Below are 15465 nucleotides of genomic sequence, written 5' to 3'. Positions count from 1 at the left end.
ATCAGCTGCGGCCCTTCCACGGCACCAGCCAGTTCTCGGCCTTGCGCATCAGGATGTCGATGCCATAGCCGATAATCCCGATCATCACGATTCCCATGATCACGATATCGGTCAGCTGGAACTTGGACGCGGCGATGATCATCATGCCCGCGCCCTTCTGCGCGGCCACCAGCTCAGCCGCCACAACCGTGCCCCAGCAGACCCCCATGGCCACCCGCGCGCCGGTAAAGATTTCCGGCAGCGAGTTCGGCACGATCACATGCCGCATGATCTGCCACTTGGACGCCCCCAGCGAATAGGCCGCGTGGATTTTCGAGATGTTCACGCCCGAGACCCCGGCCCGGGCCGCAATTGTCATGATCCAGAGTGCGGCCAGGAACAGCAGAACGATCTTGCCGGTTTCCCAGATGCCGAACCAGATGATCACCAGCGGGATCAGCGCCAAAGGCGGAACCGGGCGCATGAATTCCACGATCGGGTCAAACCAGCCGCGGAACCAGCCGGACAGGCCCATGGCATAGCCCAGCGGAATACCGACAATCGCGCCGGCAACGAAGCCGGCAATCACCCGCGCCAGCGACCAGCCCAGGTGCTGCCACAGCGAGAAGTTCTGATAGCCCTCGGATGCGATTTCAAAGAACCGCGCCACCACCGTTTCCGGGGCCGGCAGCCAGATCGGGTTCATCTGCATCCCGGCACTGGGGGTAAAGCTGATGGCGCCCTTTCCGGTCAGCGTCACCGTGCCGTCGCCGGTGTCCACAGCCGTGCCAGGTCCGATCGGCTCCCCGTTGATGGCCACGACTTTGGCGCCTTCCTTGCGTTTGACCTCATCATTGCGGTCGAAGATCAAGGTCGTGGACCGCCCGGCCTGTGCCGCCAGCGCATCGTTTTTGGCAAAGCCGCCGCCGGGGTCCACCTCGAAATTGGAGCTGGCCTCGCCAAATCCGGCCACCCGGACGGCGACTTCCGCATCGTCGGTGCTGCCCGCGGCGTTTTCCAGCGTGTAGGTAAAGCTGGTTTCACCGGTGAACGGCCCCGGCACATGAAGCGGAAACAGCTTGGATCCGGTGAAGGCCGCCCAGATCACGAAAATCACCAGCACCGAAATGATCGACGCCGCCCGGTCCGGGCTCACCGCGCTTTCGTCGCCGAATGTCACCGTCTTCAGGCTGGTGAAATCGTGCCGTGACTGCATGCCCTTGCGAATGAACTTCACCAGGAAAAAGGCGCCGGCGAACAACGCGATGTAGAACAGCAGTACCGTCATGCCACCTGCTCCGTCCGGCCCATGATCTCCTCTTCCATCTCCCAGATCATCGACAGGATCTCATCGCGGGTCTCGGCGAAGCCTTCGGATTTCTTGACGTCGCGCAGGTCGGCATTCACCCCGCGCTCGGCAAAGGGCAGCTGGTACTCGCGGTGGATGCGGCCCGGGCGCGGCGCCATCACGATCAGCCGTTCGCCCAGCAGCAGCGCCTCCTCCACCGAGTGGGTGATCAGGATGATGGTCTTGCCGGTTTCCTTCCAAAGCTTCAGCACCAAGCCCTGCATCTTTTCCCGCGTCAGCGCATCCAGCGCGCCCAGCGGCTCGTCCATCAGGATCACATCCGGCTCATTCGCCAGGCAGCGGGCCAGCGCCACCCGCTGCTGCATGCCGCCCGACAGCTCGTAAACCGCCTTCTCCTTGAAGTCCTGCAGGCCGACGATGTCCAGCAGGTGGTCGGAGATCTTCTCGCGCTCGGCCCGCCTCATACCCTTCATGCGGGGACCGAATTCCACGTTGTCGCGCACGTTCATCCATTCGAACAGCGCGCCCTTCTGGAACACCATCCCGCGCTCCGCGTCCGGCCCGGTGACCACATGCCCGTTCAGCTCCACCACCCCTTCCGTCGGGGCCAGAAACCCCGCCAGAATGTTCAGCAGCGTGGTCTTGCCGCACCCGGACGGCCCCAGCACCGACATCAGCTCCCCCGCCTGTAAATTCAATGAAACGTCTTTCAGCGCCTGGACGGAGCTGCCGTTGGGCAGGTCAAAACGCATGGAGACACTCTTGATGTCCAGTCCCGCCATCTTCTCCCCCTCCTGTTAGGGCTTCGCGGCCTGCGCCCTGCCCGCCGGGATGCGAACGGCCCGAAAGCCGGACCGTTCGGCACATTCAGTTCGCTGCGGTTCAGTTCTGCGCGGCGGCTAGCGGCGCGCTGTTGACGGTTCCGTCATAGGAGTCCAGCGCCGCCTCGATGCTGCCCGCATTCACGAAGATATCGGCCACGCCCTTCATGAAGGTCTGCGCGCCGCCGCCCAGCCATTTCTCCGACAGCTGCTCCTCTGCTGACGGGAAGCTGAAGGTGGCGATGGTGGCTTCGGCATCCGCCAGGTCCATGCCTGCGTCCTTGGCGATGACCGGCAGCATCTCGTCCTTGTGATCGCCCGAGTTCCACATGGCGTTGGCGTCTGCGGTCACTTTCAGAAACTTGCTCAGCAGCTCGCCTTCGGACTCAACGAAACCGGCGGGCGCGCTGGTCACGTCGAACACCAAGATGCCCAGTTCTTCCTTCTCCGCACCGGTCAGCAGCACGTTGCCATGCTCCACCATCCGCCGCAGCGCGCCGCCCCAGCCACAGACCATGTCTAGGTTGCCCTGGGCAAAGGCCGCCGCACCGTCAGCGGGGGCCATGTCGACGATCTCCATCGAGCCGACATCAACCCCGAAATGCGCCATCTGCGACAGGAAGCCGTAATGCGCCGCGGTGCCGATCGGCACGCCGACCTTCTTGCCGTTCAGCTCAGCCGCACTGTCCTTGTCGATCTCCAGCGCCTCGGCCACCACGCAGTTGTCGTTGTCGGAATAGCTGACCGCCACATCCACCGCCTGGAGGTCCTGCCCGGCGGAGGTTGCCACCACAAACGGCGGCACGCCCTGGCTCACGGCGATCTGAACATCGCCAGAGGCCATGGCTGCAGACATCGCCGTGCCGGTATCGAAGGAGACCCAATTGATCTTGACGCCCATTTCCTCCTCATAGGTGCCGTTGGCCTTGGCAAACTGGAAGGGCATCGGCCATTCAAGGAAGTAGGCGACGGTGACCTCATCCAAGGCAGAGGCGTGCGAGGCAGACAGCGCCGCGATGCCGGCGCAAGCAGTCGTCAGCAGGTACTTTTTAATCATATTGAATCTCCTCCCAGTGGTTTTCCGGGTCCGTTCAATGCGGGCCTCGGACATTTATTTTTGCACGGCAAACCATATCCGGGAAGAAAATACACAGTAGAATAAAGTTGCTTTTGCGCCCAAAGTAAAACTTAGTTTCGTTTTTAACGGATATAGTTTGGTGAACAGGAGGCGCAGCCTGTGCAGAAATCCCTAAGCCTGAGGTGGCTGGAGGTGTTCCAGCTTATTTCAAAGTCAGGATCAATACAAAAGGTTGCTGCTGAAACCGGCCTGTCGATCAGCACCGTGTCCAATCACCTGCGCAGTCTGGAAAGCGCGCTGGGGGTGGATCTGGTGGATCATACCCGCCGCCCGATGGGGCTGACCCCGGCCGGAGTCGTCTATGCCCGCTACGTCCATGAGGGGCTGATGACGCTCAGACGCGGCGAGGCGGAGATCCGCTCCGGCAGCTGGCAGCACGCCACCGATCTGCGCATGGCGCTGCTGGATGATTTCGACAATGAAGTCGGCCCGGAGCTGTTCCAGTTCCTGTCCACCGCCCTGCCCCGCTGCAATTTCCGCCACTACACCCGGCCCAGCCATGAGATCATCGCAAAGCTGCAGGAGCAGAAACTGGATGCCGGCGTCGCCACCCGCCCGGCGGGGCTGCTGCCGGATCTGATCGAGTACCCCTTGATGCGCGATCCGTTCATTCTGGTGGTGCCCGCCGCATACAGCGGCAGCGTTGAGGAGCTGACCAAACCGGAGGCGCCGCTGCCGTTCCTGCGCTATTCCCGCGACCACACCATCGGCAAGCAGATCGAAACCCAGCTGACCCGGCTCAAGATCTCGCTGCCCAACCGGTTTGAGCTGGAATGCAATCAGTCGATCATCGGCCTGGTGGCCGAAAGCAGCGGCTGGACCGTGACCACCGCCGCCAGTTACCACCGCGCCCAGCGCTTTCACGACAAGGTCAAGGTCGTGCGCTTTCCAGGCAAGAGCTTTGCCCGGACGGTGTCGCTGTTCACATCCAGCGTCTATCCGGCGGCCACGTCGCAGCTGATCCACGAGGCGCTGCAAAAGTCTCTGCGCCATCATTTCACCGATCCGATCAGCGCCCGTTTCCCCTGGCTGGCCGAGGAGTTCCGGACGCTGCCGGCGCAGGACGTATAAGGGCAGACCCCAATTCGAAACAAACATTCGTGTTTCTCGAAACCACCGGTCCCTGGCTTGACCGTTTAAGCCCTTGAGCGCTGTTTAAAGCGCAAACCGCACCGTGCGCTTCCCCGCACAACCGGCGGCCTTTCAAGGGAAATGGATCATGGCAATCACTTATCTGAAACAGGCCCAGCCGCGCCCGGCTGCCGAGAACAGCGATATCCGCGACACCGTCGCGGTAATGCTTGCCAATATCCGGCGCGTGGGCGAGGAGGCAGTGCGCAGCTATGCGGAAAAGCTGGATGGCTGGACCGGCCCGATTGTGGTGACGGATGCCCAGCGCCGCGCCGCTTGCAACCGTGTTTCGCCGCAGACGAAGGAAGACATTCAGTTCGCCCACGCCAATATCCGCCGCTTTGCCGAGGCGCAGAAGGCCACCATGGGGGAATGCGAGGTGGAGGTGATCCCCGGCCTGATCGCGGGCCAGAAGCAGATCCCGGTGTCCAGCGCCGGCTGCTATGTGCCGGGCGGGCGCTACAGCCATATCGCCAGCGCGCTGATGACCATCACCACCGCCAAAGTGGCAGGCGTGCCGCATATCACCGCAGTCTCGCCGCCGCGCCCCGGCAGCGGCATTCCCGATGCGATCATCTATGCCATGGACCTGTGCGGCGCGGACCTGATCCTGAACCTGGGCGGGGTGCAGGGCATTGCCGCCATGGCGCAGGGCCTGTTCGGGTCGCAGCCCGCCGACATCCTGGTCGGCCCCGGCAATTCCTATGTGGCGGAGGCCAAGCGGATGCTGTTCGGCGAGGTCGGCATCGACATGTTTGCAGGCCCCACGGACTCCCTGCTGATTGCCGATCACACCGCAGAGGTGGAAACCGTCGCCTGGGATCTGGTCAGTCAGGCAGAACACGGCGCCGACAGCCCGGTCTGGCTGGTCACCACCAGCGAGCCGCTGGCCAAGGGGGTCATGGCCCGCGCGCAGGCGCTGATTGACCAGTTGCCAGAACCCAACCTCTCTGCCGCCCACCGTGCTTGGCACGAACGCGCCGAAGTGGTCCTGTGCGACAGCCGCGAGGAAGCCGCGCAGGTGGCCGACCGCTACGCGCCCGAACATCTGCAGGTGCAGGCTGAGGATCTGGACTGGTGGCTGGACCGCCTCACCGCCTATGGCTCGCTGTTCCTGGGCAAGGAGACCACGGTGTCGTTCGGCGACAAGACCTCAGGGCCGAACCACGTGCTGCCGACCAGCGGCGCCGCGCGTTATACCGGCGGGCTGTCGGTGCACAAGTTCACCAAGACCGTGACCTGGCAGCGCTGCAACGCCGCCGCCTCACACGAACTGGCCCAGCGCACAGCTAGGATCAGCCGCATGGAGGGAATGGAAGGCCACGCCATCGCCGCAGAGATGCGGCTGCAGCCGGAAACGGTCTGAGGCCCTGCGGAAACGCCGGTCTCAGGACGGCGTTTCCAGCCGCTGGTCCAGATCGACCGGCCCCAGCACGGCATCGTCGGGAATGCCTTCAAACCCGGTGACGGTGCCGCCATAGAGGTCCATGAACTGCGCAGCTGCCTCGGCTGAGGCGAACGGCACCACCTCCGGCGCCCCCATGCCGCCAGCCACATTGGAGCCGACCACAAAATGCGCCTCGCTGGCATCAATCCAGTTGTTGCTGCCGGGCTGGTCCCAGCTTGCCGCCGCCCCCATGTCGCTCACGTAAATGGCGGTGATCTCCGCATCCCGTTCCGGACTTTTCACATAGGCGGCCAGATCGCGCACCTGGGCAAAGAACAGGGGCGCCGGGAAGCCGTCCAGGTGAATCTGCCCCTTCGGTCCGCCGTGTTCAGCGACATTCATCTGGCAGAAGTAACTGAGCGCAACCTCGGTCAGCTCGACCGGTGCAGGCGGCGCTTTGGCCTCTTCCTCCTGGCAGGCGGACAGGACCAGCGCAGCGGCCAAGGCCAGGCGTTTCATGGCTCCACCCTCCGGAATGCAGCACAGGCCAGCAGGAATCCCAGCACGGGCCACAGCAAAAGCGACAGCGGTGCGGCCCAGCCCGGCAGCGCACTGGCTGCGCCTGCCATGCCGCTGGACAAGGCCACGCTTTCAGACGCCGCCACATTCCACAGCCGGAACGCATCTGCCGGGTTGGCGACCATCACCCAGGGGAAGACCTTTTGGGTGAAGACCCCGCCGCTGTCCATCACCACAGCGCCCAAAAGGCCAAGGTCATAAAGCACCACAAACACCAGCCAGACACCCGCCGACAGGCCCGCGGCCGCCGTTGCCCCGCTGCTGAGCGCCGACAGGGCATACCCCAGAACCAGGAACACCGCCCCCAGCAGGATCGAGGTCAGCACCAGCCGCCCCAACGCCATCAGGCTCTCCGCCCCGGCGCCGCCGAACCAGGCCGCAACGGCCCCCGCCGCGCCGAAGCCGATGCACATGGCAACCGCCAATGCGGCCAGATGGGCCATCAGCTTGCCCAGCAGTATCTCTCCCCGCCCCGCGGGATAAGCGAGCAACAGGGCGAGGCTGCCCCGGTCGCGGTCGCCTGCCACCGCGTCAAACCCCATCATCAGCGCCAGCAGCGGTGCGAGGTAGACTGAAAGGGTGGTCATCGAGGCGACCGAGACCGTCAGCATGTCCACCCCCAGCGTCCCCGTTGGGGCCGACCCGGCAAAGGACAGCGCCAGCGCAAAGGCCAGCATGATCAGCGTCGCCATGAACAGCCAGCGGTTGCGGCGCAGGATCAGCATCTCGGCACGGGCAATGGCAAAGGCACGTCTCATTTGCGGTCCTCCCCGGAGTAATGGCGGTAAAGGTCTTCCAGCCGCGGCGGCACCATGTCGATGTCGGCCACCGCGTCGCCCAAGGCGGCGATCCTGCGCAGTTCAGCCATCTTGTCCTGCGGCGAGCACAGGATCTCAACCGAGGCGCCGTTGATCCGCCGCCCGCCGGTTTCAACAGCGATCCGGTCGGCGTGCGTGCCGTTTGCCTGCACCCGCAGCTTGACCGGAAGGCCGGCCTGCGACGTCAGGCCCGCGAGCGTGTCGTCCGCCACCTTGATGCCCTTGCGCAAGATGGCGATGCGGTCGGTGCGCGCCTCCACCTCTGTCAGCGCATGGGAGGCGATCAGCACCGCCGCGCCCTGTTCCGCCAGCTCGTTGATGATGGCATAAAGGTCCTGGCGCGAAATCGGGTCCAGCCCGCTGGTGGGTTCGTCCAGCAGCGCCAGTTTCGGGCGGCCCAGCAGCACCTGCGCCAGCCCCAGACGCTGCCGCATCCCCTTGGAATAGGCACCGATGCGGCGGTGCATCGCTTCGCCCAGGCCAACCCGTTCCAGGAGGCCATCGATATCCGCGCGTTCGCCGGCCAGGCGGGCAAACAGTGTCAGTTGCTCATGCCCCGTCAGTGCCGGGTGAAAGCTGACCGCCTCCGGCAGAAAGGCAGTGGCGGCCCGCGCCGCGGCGCTGCCGGGGGCTGCACCGCAGATGCGGATGCTGCCGCCCTCATGCCGGATCAGGCCCAGCACCGCCTTGATCAAGGTCGACTTGCCCGCACCGTTGTGGCCCAAGAGCGCCAGCCGTTCCCCCGGCGCAATGTCCAGATCGATGCCATGCAGCACCTGTGTCTTGCCGCGGAACTTGTCCAGCGCGCGGATCTGCAGCGGAAAGTTATCCATCCTGTTCAACCTTTCTGGCGGCATCGGGCCGCTCTGGCCGCATCAGCGGGTGGCTGTCGATCACCCCGCCGGGCAGCAGCGCCGGAAACGCCGACTGCGACCAGCGCACCAGCTGCACCGCGGGCGATCCCATCAGCAGTTTTGCCGCCGGCTGTGTCCACAGCACGTGGTCCATGCTGTCGTTCGGACGGTAGGGGGCATCGGCGATGCCGTCCCCGTCCACATCGAAACCTGCGAAATCAGACCAGTAATTGCCCCGGCCCTCCTCGCTCCATTCCACCCATTTGGTGGAGACGAATTTCACCTGATGCCGGTTGCCGACAAAGGCGTTCCCAACCATCCGGTTGCCGTCGCTGCCGGCGGTAAAGTGGATGCCGATGCCGCAGCCCTCGAACCAGTTGCCGGAGAAATCATTCTTGTGAGCGTTATAGAGGAAGGTGCATTTATCCCTCGCCCCCTTCACATAGTTGCCGCGTATCTCGCCCTGGTTGGCATAGTTCAGCATCACCCCGTGGTCGCGGTCATTCAGCGAAACGTTCCCGGTCACCTTGACCCGTTTGGAGAACATCACCGCATAGCCCAGGTGATTGCCGATCGAGACGTTGCCCGAGACCTCGGAATTGTCGGCGTACATGTAATGCACAGCGAACCGCAGGTCGCGGAAGGTGTTGTTGGTGAACGCGTTCTTCTTGGAACTGTTCACAAAGATCCCGTCGCGGCCAAAGCGGATGTCGTTGCCGTCCACCGCCGCGCCCGGCGCGTTCCAGACATAGACCCCGTTGCCGCGGGCGTTCATGTGCCGGTCGAGGCGCCCCTCGATCCGGTTGCCCTGCACCAGGCTGTCTTTCGCCCCATGAATATCCACGCCGTACAGATTGCCCAGCAGCACGTTGTTCAGGATCTGCGGCGCCTTTGCGGTCTTGGTCAGCTTGATGCCGCTGTCGATCTCCTGGTGCGAAGAGCCGGAGCCAACAACCGTCAGGTTCTGCACGGTAACGCCGGGGCCAGTCACCGTGATGACCGACCCCAGCCCCCGGCCGTCCAGTGTGGCATGGCCCTGGCCATCAATGATGACAGGGCGGTCCAGCACCAGGGTTTCGGCGTATTCGCCCGGAGCGAGGCGGAGGGTGTCGCCATCCGCCGCCTGCGCCAGTGTTTCAGTGATGGCCCCTGCCCGGTTGGGCACATCCCAGTCCGCCGCCCAGGCGGGCGTCAGGCAGAAGAGAGCCGCAACAAAGGATATGGGCAGGAGCCGTTTCATGTTTATGCGCTCCGCGGCTCGACCAGCATCCGGCCGCGCATCTCCATGTGCAGCGCGTGGCAGAACCACTGGCAGTAGTACCAGTGCACGCCCGGGCGCTCCGCCTTGAAGGTGACGGAGGCTGTGGCCTGCGGCCCGACTTCCATCGCGACGCCGAAGTTCGACAGGCAGAAGCCGTGGGTCAGGTCGTCGATGTCATCCAGGTTGGTGACGTAGACAGTGACCTCGTCGCCCTGCTTCACTGTAAACTTCTCAAGGCTGAAGTTCGGCGCCTGGCTCGACATGTAGACCCGCACCTTGTCGCCATCGCGGATGATGGTGTCCTGATAGTCGTCCAGATCGACGCCATCCGCCTCGGCCTGCTTGCGCGCATCTTCCCACATCGGGTCGTTGCGGTCCCAGATGCTGGCCGGGTTCACCTTGGAGCGGTGCACGATGATCGAGTCATGCGGCTCTGCAAAGGTCGGGCCGTCGTGGACCACCTTCATCTTGTCGCCGGAGATGTCGATCAGCTGCTCGTTCTCGGGCTTCAGGGGGCCGACGTTCAGGAACCGGTCCTTGGAGAACTTGTTCATCGAGATCAGCCACTTGCCGTCCGCCTCGGCGGTTTCGCCCATGGAGGTGGAGTTGTGGCCCGGCTGGTACTGCACATCGACCTTGTCGAGGATCGGGTCCACATCGGCGCCGGCATAGGCCTCAATCGCCTTGGCGATGTCCCACTTCACCACCTGGCTGTCGAGGAACAGGGTGGTGTAGGCATAGCCGCGGTTGTCGAAGGCGGTGTGGAGCGGACCAAGGCCCAGCTGCGGTTCCGCCACGATGGCCGAGCGCGGATCGGCGTCGGCATCAAACAGCGCGTCCAGCTTCTCGACGTCGATCACCGAGACGGTCGGCGACAGCTTGCCGTTGACGCAGACGTGCTTCTTGTCCGGTGCGGTGTTGATGCCGTGCGGCGAGTTCGGGATCGGGATATAGCGGGTCAGCTTGCCCGGCGCGTCCTTGCGGCCGTCAACCACCTTGGCGCCGTTCAGCTCCTGGTACTCGCCGGCTTCGATGGCCGCTTCGATGGCCGCGATGTTGAAGACAACCACGTGATCCAGCTCGTTCTCTGTCATCTCGGCCAGGGTCATGCCCATTTCCGAGTTGTAGGAGGTCGAGTAGGCGTATTTGCCCTGATAATCGCAGTCGGTGTTGTCCAGGTTGCCCGAGACGATCACCTGCCAAGCGACTTCCATGGTGTCGCCGTCGATGGCGGAGAAGATGTTCACGTATTGCGACGGATCATCCAGGATCTGGCCGTCGTTCACCAGCGGCGCCTCATGCTCGCCGTTGGCAAAGACATAGCCGGTGCGCGGGAATTTCTGCGGGCGCAGGCCGTGGATGTCCTTGGCGTTCGGGATCTCGATGATCTTGTCGCATTTCATCACGTCGCAGCGCACCCGTGCCACACGGGTGTTCGCCTTGTCGTTCATGAACAGGTAACGGCCGTCATAGGTGCCGTCGGTGAACGACATATGCGGGTGGTGCAGGTCGCCGTTGTCATAGGTTTCCTTGCCGTTGGCGGCCAGGAATTCCTTGGTCTCCGGCAGCAGGCCCTCGGTCAGGATCTTCTTGGACTCGTTGGTCTGGCCCCAGCCGGTGGCGGAGCAGCGGTTGAACACCGGGATCCGCATCAGCTCGCGCATGGACGGCACGCCCAGGATGCGCAGTTCGCCGGTCTGGCCCGAGGACCAGAAGCCGTAGTATTCATCCAGTTCGCCCGGCGCCAGGTTGACGCCTGCGGCCTGTGCAGGCCTGGCGCCCAGCAGGGCGGAGCCGGCACCGGTGGCCGCCAGCACGGCACCGGAGGCGGTGGCCCCCAAGAGGCCGCGGCGGGTGACGGGCAGTTTGTTATTCAGGTCTTCAGACATGATGTCCTCCTTCAGGAAACTTTGATCCTGTTCGCGTTGGGGTGATTGGCAGGCGGCCGGCCCAGAGCAATGTCCGGTGCGGGGCTGCCGGTCTTGGCCCGGCGTTTCAGCTGTTTGATGACAACCGGGCATTTAGCTTCGGATTGATAGAGAACCTGGCAATGCAGGCAGTTCACACATTCGTTCGGGTTGATCTCACCCGTCGGGTGGATCGCCTGAACGGGGCACTCGTTGGCACAGGTCTGACAGGGGTGGCCGCACTCATGATAGCGCTTCAGCCAGTCGAACATCCGCACCCGCGCCGGGATCGCCAGCGCCGCGCCCAGCGGGCACATGTAGCGGCAGTAGAACCGTTCGATGAACAGCCCGGCCAGCAAGAGCGCCACGGCAAAGACCACAAACGGCCAGTCGCGCACGAATTTCAGGATGATTGCGGTCTTGAACGGCTCCACCTCGGCGTAGGTTTCGGCCAGCGGGATCGACACCATCGATACAGCGAACAGGCCGAGGAAGATCATGTATTTTGCAGGCCACAGGCGTTCATGCAGGCCCCACGGCAGGGTGATCTGCGGCACCTTGAAGGCGCGGGCGATCTTGTTGGTCAGCTCCTGCAGCGCGCCGAACGGGCACAGCCAGCCGCAATAGGCGCCGCGGCCCCAGAACAAGAGCGCAGCAGCAACCGCAAACCACTGGATGAAGACAAGCGGGTCCAGCAGGAACGCGTCCCAGGAGAAGCCGCTGCGCAAAGACCCCGCCAGCGCCATCAGGTTGACCACGCTCAGCTGCGCATTGGCGTACCAGCCCAGGAACACCAGAGTGACGGTCAGATAACCGATCCGGAACCAGTAGAAGGTGCGCGCGTTCACAGTCGCCTGGAACTGGAAAAAGAATACCCCAGTCAGCACCAGCAGCATCACGGCAAGAACACCGATCTCGACGGTGCGGTCTTTCCAGATCCGCTGCCACAGGGCGGCCTTGGCGGCGGCCTCGCTGGTGTCATCCTCCACCACCTTGGGCGCAGGCGCGGCGGGCAGCAGGTACTGTTCCGGCAGCTTGTAACCCAGATCGAAGGTCAGGAACGCCCGCTCCAGCGCGCCCACGGAGCGCTGCACCAAGAGCTGCAGGCGGAACGGTTCAGCCGGGTCGAACTCCGCATCCGCCGGGATCTTGAACAGGTCCAGCTCGGCAAAGCTGGGGCTGTCCGCTGTGGCCAGCGACCCCAGCCGCTTGTGCTGGCGGTCAAAGAAGCGCACCGAGGCATCGCCCTGGATCAGCTGGACCCGGTCGAAAATCCCGCCGCGCACGTAGCCAGAGCCCTTGAAGCTGTAACTGCCGCGCCCGAGTACCAGAATGGCGTGCTCGCCCTCCTTCAGCCAGGACGTGAGGTTCTGGTATTCCGCCTCGCCCAGCAGCGACTTGCCGATGGAGGGAACGGATACCAGAGCCATATGCATGTCGATGAAGGTGTCGTCCGGCGCGCCGCGCTCCCGCCGCCGGATCGCGCGCTGGTCGCCGGTGGCCTCAAAGGCCGTGTTGATCTGGCCGACGTCCAGCGTCATCCGCCGCACAGAGCCGTCGCCCGCCAGCGTGGTCCAGTCCGCGACCTCCTCGCGGGCCATGTCGACCTCGCGCTTGGGCCCATCCGGCTGCACCGGCGACAAGCCCCCCAGGCCCAGCGCACGCGCCACCTTGATGCCGGCGCGCACAAGGCTGTCGTCGATCACCATGATGGTCACTGTCGCGCCGGAAATGATGTCGAGGTCATGGGCATCGCCGCCTGCCGCCGCCTCGGCCTTCAGGTCCAGCCCGGCATAGCTTTCGGTCAGCTTGACCATCTTGGAGTTCGGAATGCCGATCAGCACGATCGGTTCGGAGTGTTTGACCAGTTTCACACCCGTGAGCACCGCATTGGTGTCAATTGCTGCCACCACATGGATCGGCTTGCCGCTGTAGCCGGTTGTGCCGACGAAATCGGAGGTCAGAAAGGCATAGGCAACTGTCTCGCCTGCCTTCAGCACCGGCGCCACCGGCACATCGCTGCGCACCGGGCCAAAACCGTCGGCGCCGGGCACCAGATCGGCGGGTGTCAGTTCTGTCAGGAAGGAATCGAGGCTGTCCGCCTCAGCCGCCGCAGCGACAAGCGCGGCGATGGTTATCACGAGGGCTGTCAGCCAGCCCCGCAAGGCGCGTGTCAGGACCAAGGCGCCTCTCCTTTATTTTGAGTGGCTGCCATGGACGCGCCCAGGGCGCGTTCGGGTTCTATTTTGTTTGCCAGCGGAGGTCCGCGGCCGTCATGCCAATATTGCGCCGGGTTCGGCCGCACCGCAGTGCCTGCAGGCAGCAGCACGGCGCATTCTGCCGCCCGGCTGAGGCCGGCCCGCAGCACGCTTACCGGCCCGGCCCCGTTTTCAGCCGCACACAGGGCGCAGGTGCTGCATTTCGGGCAGTCCTGCGTGTCTTCGCTGTCATCGCCGACGACCTGCATCTCCACCACGCCGAACTCGCCGCAGATTTCGATCCACTCGCCGCCAGCCGCGGCCTGCCCCGCACCGGGAAAGGCCACCTGCAGCACCAGCATGAATGCCGCGCACATCCCCGCCAGCCGCCGGAACAGCCCGGCGCGGCAAGCAGTGGATATGAAAAGGGTGCGCGGCATCTGTTACAAGATTCTCTTGCTGCATTTGCCGCTGACACTACGGGGAACCGCAGGGCCGTTATTTGATGTATGTCAGATAAACCTGAAATTCCCGAACATTCGTCAATTCACCGCAAAATGGCCTAAGCGCCCGTCTGCTCAGCCTTTCTCAAACCGCCGGAAGGCCAGCGCGATCACTCCGGCAATCGCCATATAGACCAGCGCCAGCAGCAACAGCGGCTCATAGACAATGAATGTATCGGACCGCACGCGCGACGACACGGCATAGATTTCCATCACCGTGATAGTCGCCACCAGCGGCGTTGCCTTCAGCTGCAGGATGGTCTCACCGCCCAGGGTCGGCAGGACATTGCGCACCGCCTGCGGCAGCCAGATGCGGCGGAACATGGTGAAGCGCGGCATGCCGAAAGACTTGGCCGCCTCCAGCTGACCCTTGGCCACACCGGAAAACGCGCCCCGCATCACCTCGCCTTCATAGCCCGCATAAGACAGCGTCAGCGCCAGCACCGCATAGGGCCAGGCCTGGCGCAGGTAAGGCCACAGCTCGGACGAGCGGATCCAGGGAAACTGCGGAAACAGCGACCCCAGCCCGTAGTAGAGCAGCCAGATCTGCAACAGGAGCGGTGTGCCGCGGATGATGGTGCAGAAGGTGCGCGCAGGGATAGACAGATACCAAGGACCGACGGCCTGCGCCAATCCAAGCGGCACCGCCAAGAGGAAGCCGAGGAAAGTGGAGACCACGAGAATCCAGATCGTCGTCCACAGCCCCTCCAGCGCCAGCGGCGTGTATTTCGGGATCCAGTCCCAGCGCAGCGCGAAGGCGCACCAGATCACGATGCCCGCGAAGACCAGCATCATCACGATGCGGTGCGGCTGCATCAGTTCCTTAAGGCTGATCATCGGGTGCCCCCCTTCAGCGAGGGCTGGCCGCGCCGCGCCCATTTTTCGACACGGGCAAAGACCGCGCCGGAGCACAGCGTCACCATCAGGTACAGGAACCCGGCCGCCAGGAAGAAGGTGAAATAGGCCCGCGTGCTGCTGGCCGCCTGGCGGGTTTCCAGCGTCAGTTCGTTGAAGCCGACCACCGCCAGCAGCGCGGTGTCCTTGGTGGCGATCAGCCACAGGTTTGCCAGCCCCGGCACCGCAAAGCTCATCATCGCCGGGATCGTCACCCGCCGCATGGTCATGAAGGCCGGCATGCCATAGGACTTAGCCGCCTCGATCTGCCCCACCGGCACCGCCTTGATGGCGCCGCGCAGGACTTCGGTGGCATAGGCCCCCTGCACAATTCCCAAGACCCAGATGCCGGCCGCAACGCCGTTGATCTCGACCCGGCCGCCGCCCATCGCCTCGGAGATCTTGTTGATGATATCGCTGCCGACGTAGTAAAGGATCAGGATCAGCACCAGTTCCGGCACCGCCCGGATCACCGTGGTGTAGATGGCGAGAAGATCACGCGTGACCTTCCCGCCGTAGAGTTTGCCGTAAGCCCCGAACAGCCCGATCACCAGCCCCAGCCCGAAAGCGCCAAAGGCAATCTGCAGGGAGTTGGCAAGCCCGCGCAGCAGGTTGCCGCCCCAGCCCGACAGCGACAGCAGCTCCGCGCTGGCGCCAAGGCCCAGTAGTTCAAGCAGTCCGGTCAC

General features: G+C 64.0%; 14 protein-coding genes. 2 read left to right on the top strand and 12 right to left on the bottom strand.

Features of this window, described 5'->3' with window-relative positions:
- Window position 1: 1 nt before the first annotated feature.
- The 3 genes from R2C4_RS03545 to R2C4_RS03535 form a co-directional block, all read right to left on the bottom strand.
- On the bottom strand, window positions 2–1267 hold the full coding sequence (locus R2C4_RS03545) for an ABC transporter permease (protein ID WP_141889614.1): 1266 nt from the start codon (window positions 1265–1267) through the stop codon (window positions 2–4).
- Complete coding sequence (locus tag R2C4_RS03540) at window positions 1264–2070, bottom strand: taurine ABC transporter ATP-binding protein (RefSeq protein WP_141889613.1); 807 nt, start codon at window positions 2068–2070, stop codon at window positions 1264–1266. Before R2C4_RS03540 ends, R2C4_RS03545 begins: the two co-directional genes overlap by 4 nt.
- 100 nt (window positions 2071–2170) lie before the next feature.
- On the bottom strand, window positions 2171–3166 hold the full coding sequence (locus R2C4_RS03535; protein ID WP_141889612.1) for a taurine ABC transporter substrate-binding protein: 996 nt from the start codon (window positions 3164–3166) through the stop codon (window positions 2171–2173).
- Window positions 3167–3346: 180 nt separating this feature from the next.
- Between R2C4_RS03535 and R2C4_RS03530 the strand changes: the two genes are divergently transcribed.
- Both R2C4_RS03530 and hisD read left to right on the top strand, forming a co-directional pair.
- Window positions 3347–4318, top strand: a complete 972-nt coding sequence (locus R2C4_RS03530) for a LysR family transcriptional regulator (protein ID WP_141889611.1) — start codon at window positions 3347–3349, stop codon at window positions 4316–4318.
- Window positions 4319–4466: 148 nt separating this feature from the next.
- The gene (gene hisD, locus R2C4_RS03525) at window positions 4467–5744 is read left to right on the top strand and encodes a histidinol dehydrogenase (protein ID WP_141889610.1); all 1278 of its coding nucleotides are present in this window, start codon (window positions 4467–4469) and stop codon (window positions 5742–5744) included.
- A 21-nt stretch (window positions 5745–5765) separates the two neighbouring features.
- Here the strand turns inward: hisD and R2C4_RS03520 are convergent, their stop codons facing one another.
- From R2C4_RS03520 to R2C4_RS03480, 9 genes are all read right to left on the bottom strand, one after another.
- On the bottom strand, window positions 5766–6284 hold the full coding sequence (locus R2C4_RS03520; protein WP_141889609.1) for a nitrous oxide reductase accessory protein NosL: 519 nt from the start codon (window positions 6282–6284) through the stop codon (window positions 5766–5768).
- On the bottom strand, window positions 6281–7102 hold the full coding sequence (locus R2C4_RS03515) for an ABC transporter permease (RefSeq protein WP_058287757.1): 822 nt from the start codon (window positions 7100–7102) through the stop codon (window positions 6281–6283). Before R2C4_RS03515 ends, R2C4_RS03520 begins: the two co-directional genes overlap by 4 nt.
- Window positions 7099–7995: an ABC transporter ATP-binding protein gene (locus tag R2C4_RS03510; RefSeq protein ID WP_141889608.1), complete on the bottom strand. Its 897-nt coding sequence runs from the start codon at window positions 7993–7995 to the stop codon at window positions 7099–7101. Before R2C4_RS03510 ends, R2C4_RS03515 begins: the two co-directional genes overlap by 4 nt.
- The gene (locus R2C4_RS03505; protein WP_141889607.1) at window positions 7988–9256 is read right to left on the bottom strand and encodes a nitrous oxide reductase family maturation protein NosD; all 1269 of its coding nucleotides are present in this window, start codon (window positions 9254–9256) and stop codon (window positions 7988–7990) included. Before R2C4_RS03505 ends, R2C4_RS03510 begins: the two co-directional genes overlap by 8 nt.
- A gap of 2 nt (window positions 9257–9258) precedes the next feature.
- Window positions 9259–11166, bottom strand: coding sequence for a TAT-dependent nitrous-oxide reductase (gene nosZ / locus R2C4_RS03500; protein WP_141889606.1), 1908 nt, complete (start codon window positions 11164–11166; stop codon window positions 9259–9261).
- Window positions 11167–11177: 11 nt separating this feature from the next.
- A complete protein-coding gene (locus R2C4_RS03495) occupies window positions 11178–13367 on the bottom strand; it encodes a NosR/NirI family protein (RefSeq protein ID WP_141889605.1) in 2190 nt (729 codons plus the stop codon).
- Entirely contained in the window at window positions 13358–13822 is a 465-nt protein-coding gene (locus tag R2C4_RS03490; protein WP_244940775.1) for a hypothetical protein, read from the bottom strand. Before R2C4_RS03490 ends, R2C4_RS03495 begins: the two co-directional genes overlap by 10 nt.
- A 138-nt stretch (window positions 13823–13960) precedes the next feature.
- Window positions 13961–14722, bottom strand: a complete 762-nt coding sequence (locus R2C4_RS03485; RefSeq protein ID WP_027236590.1) for an ABC transporter permease — start codon at window positions 14720–14722, stop codon at window positions 13961–13963.
- Entirely contained in the window at window positions 14719–15465 is a 747-nt protein-coding gene (locus tag R2C4_RS03480; RefSeq protein WP_141889604.1) for an ABC transporter permease, read from the bottom strand. Before R2C4_RS03480 ends, R2C4_RS03485 begins: the two co-directional genes overlap by 4 nt.

It is taken from the genome of Leisingera aquaemixtae, assembly GCF_006740765.1.
Classification (GTDB): Bacteria; Pseudomonadota; Alphaproteobacteria; order Rhodobacterales; family Rhodobacteraceae; genus Leisingera; species Leisingera aquaemixtae.
This window is presented reverse-complemented; position numbering and strand designations above follow the sequence as displayed.

Coding starts and splice junctions, on each gene's coding strand:
- R2C4_RS03490 (WP_244940775.1), bottom strand. CDS start 13,822: ATGCCGCGCACCCTTTTCATATCCACTGCTTGCCGCGCCGGGCTGTTC.
- R2C4_RS03545 (WP_141889614.1), bottom strand. CDS start 1,267: ATGACGGTACTGCTGTTCTACATCGCGTTGTTCGCCGGCGCCTTTTTC.
- R2C4_RS03515 (WP_058287757.1), bottom strand. CDS start 7,102: ATGAGACGTGCCTTTGCCATTGCCCGTGCCGAGATGCTGATCCTGCGC.
- R2C4_RS03540 (WP_141889613.1), bottom strand. CDS start 2,070: ATGGCGGGACTGGACATCAAGAGTGTCTCCATGCGTTTTGACCTGCCC.
- R2C4_RS03505 (WP_141889607.1), bottom strand. CDS start 9,256: ATGAAACGGCTCCTGCCCATATCCTTTGTTGCGGCTCTCTTCTGCCTG.
- R2C4_RS03520 (WP_141889609.1), bottom strand. CDS start 6,284: ATGAAACGCCTGGCCTTGGCCGCTGCGCTGGTCCTGTCCGCCTGCCAG.
- R2C4_RS03485 (WP_027236590.1), bottom strand. CDS start 14,722: ATGATCAGCCTTAAGGAACTGATGCAGCCGCACCGCATCGTGATGATG.
- hisD (WP_141889610.1), top strand. CDS start 4,467: ATGGCAATCACTTATCTGAAACAGGCCCAGCCGCGCCCGGCTGCCGAG.
- R2C4_RS03535 (WP_141889612.1), bottom strand. CDS start 3,166: ATGATTAAAAAGTACCTGCTGACGACTGCTTGCGCCGGCATCGCGGCG.
- R2C4_RS03510 (WP_141889608.1), bottom strand. CDS start 7,995: ATGGATAACTTTCCGCTGCAGATCCGCGCGCTGGACAAGTTCCGCGGC.
- nosZ (WP_141889606.1), bottom strand. CDS start 11,166: ATGTCTGAAGACCTGAATAACAAACTGCCCGTCACCCGCCGCGGCCTC.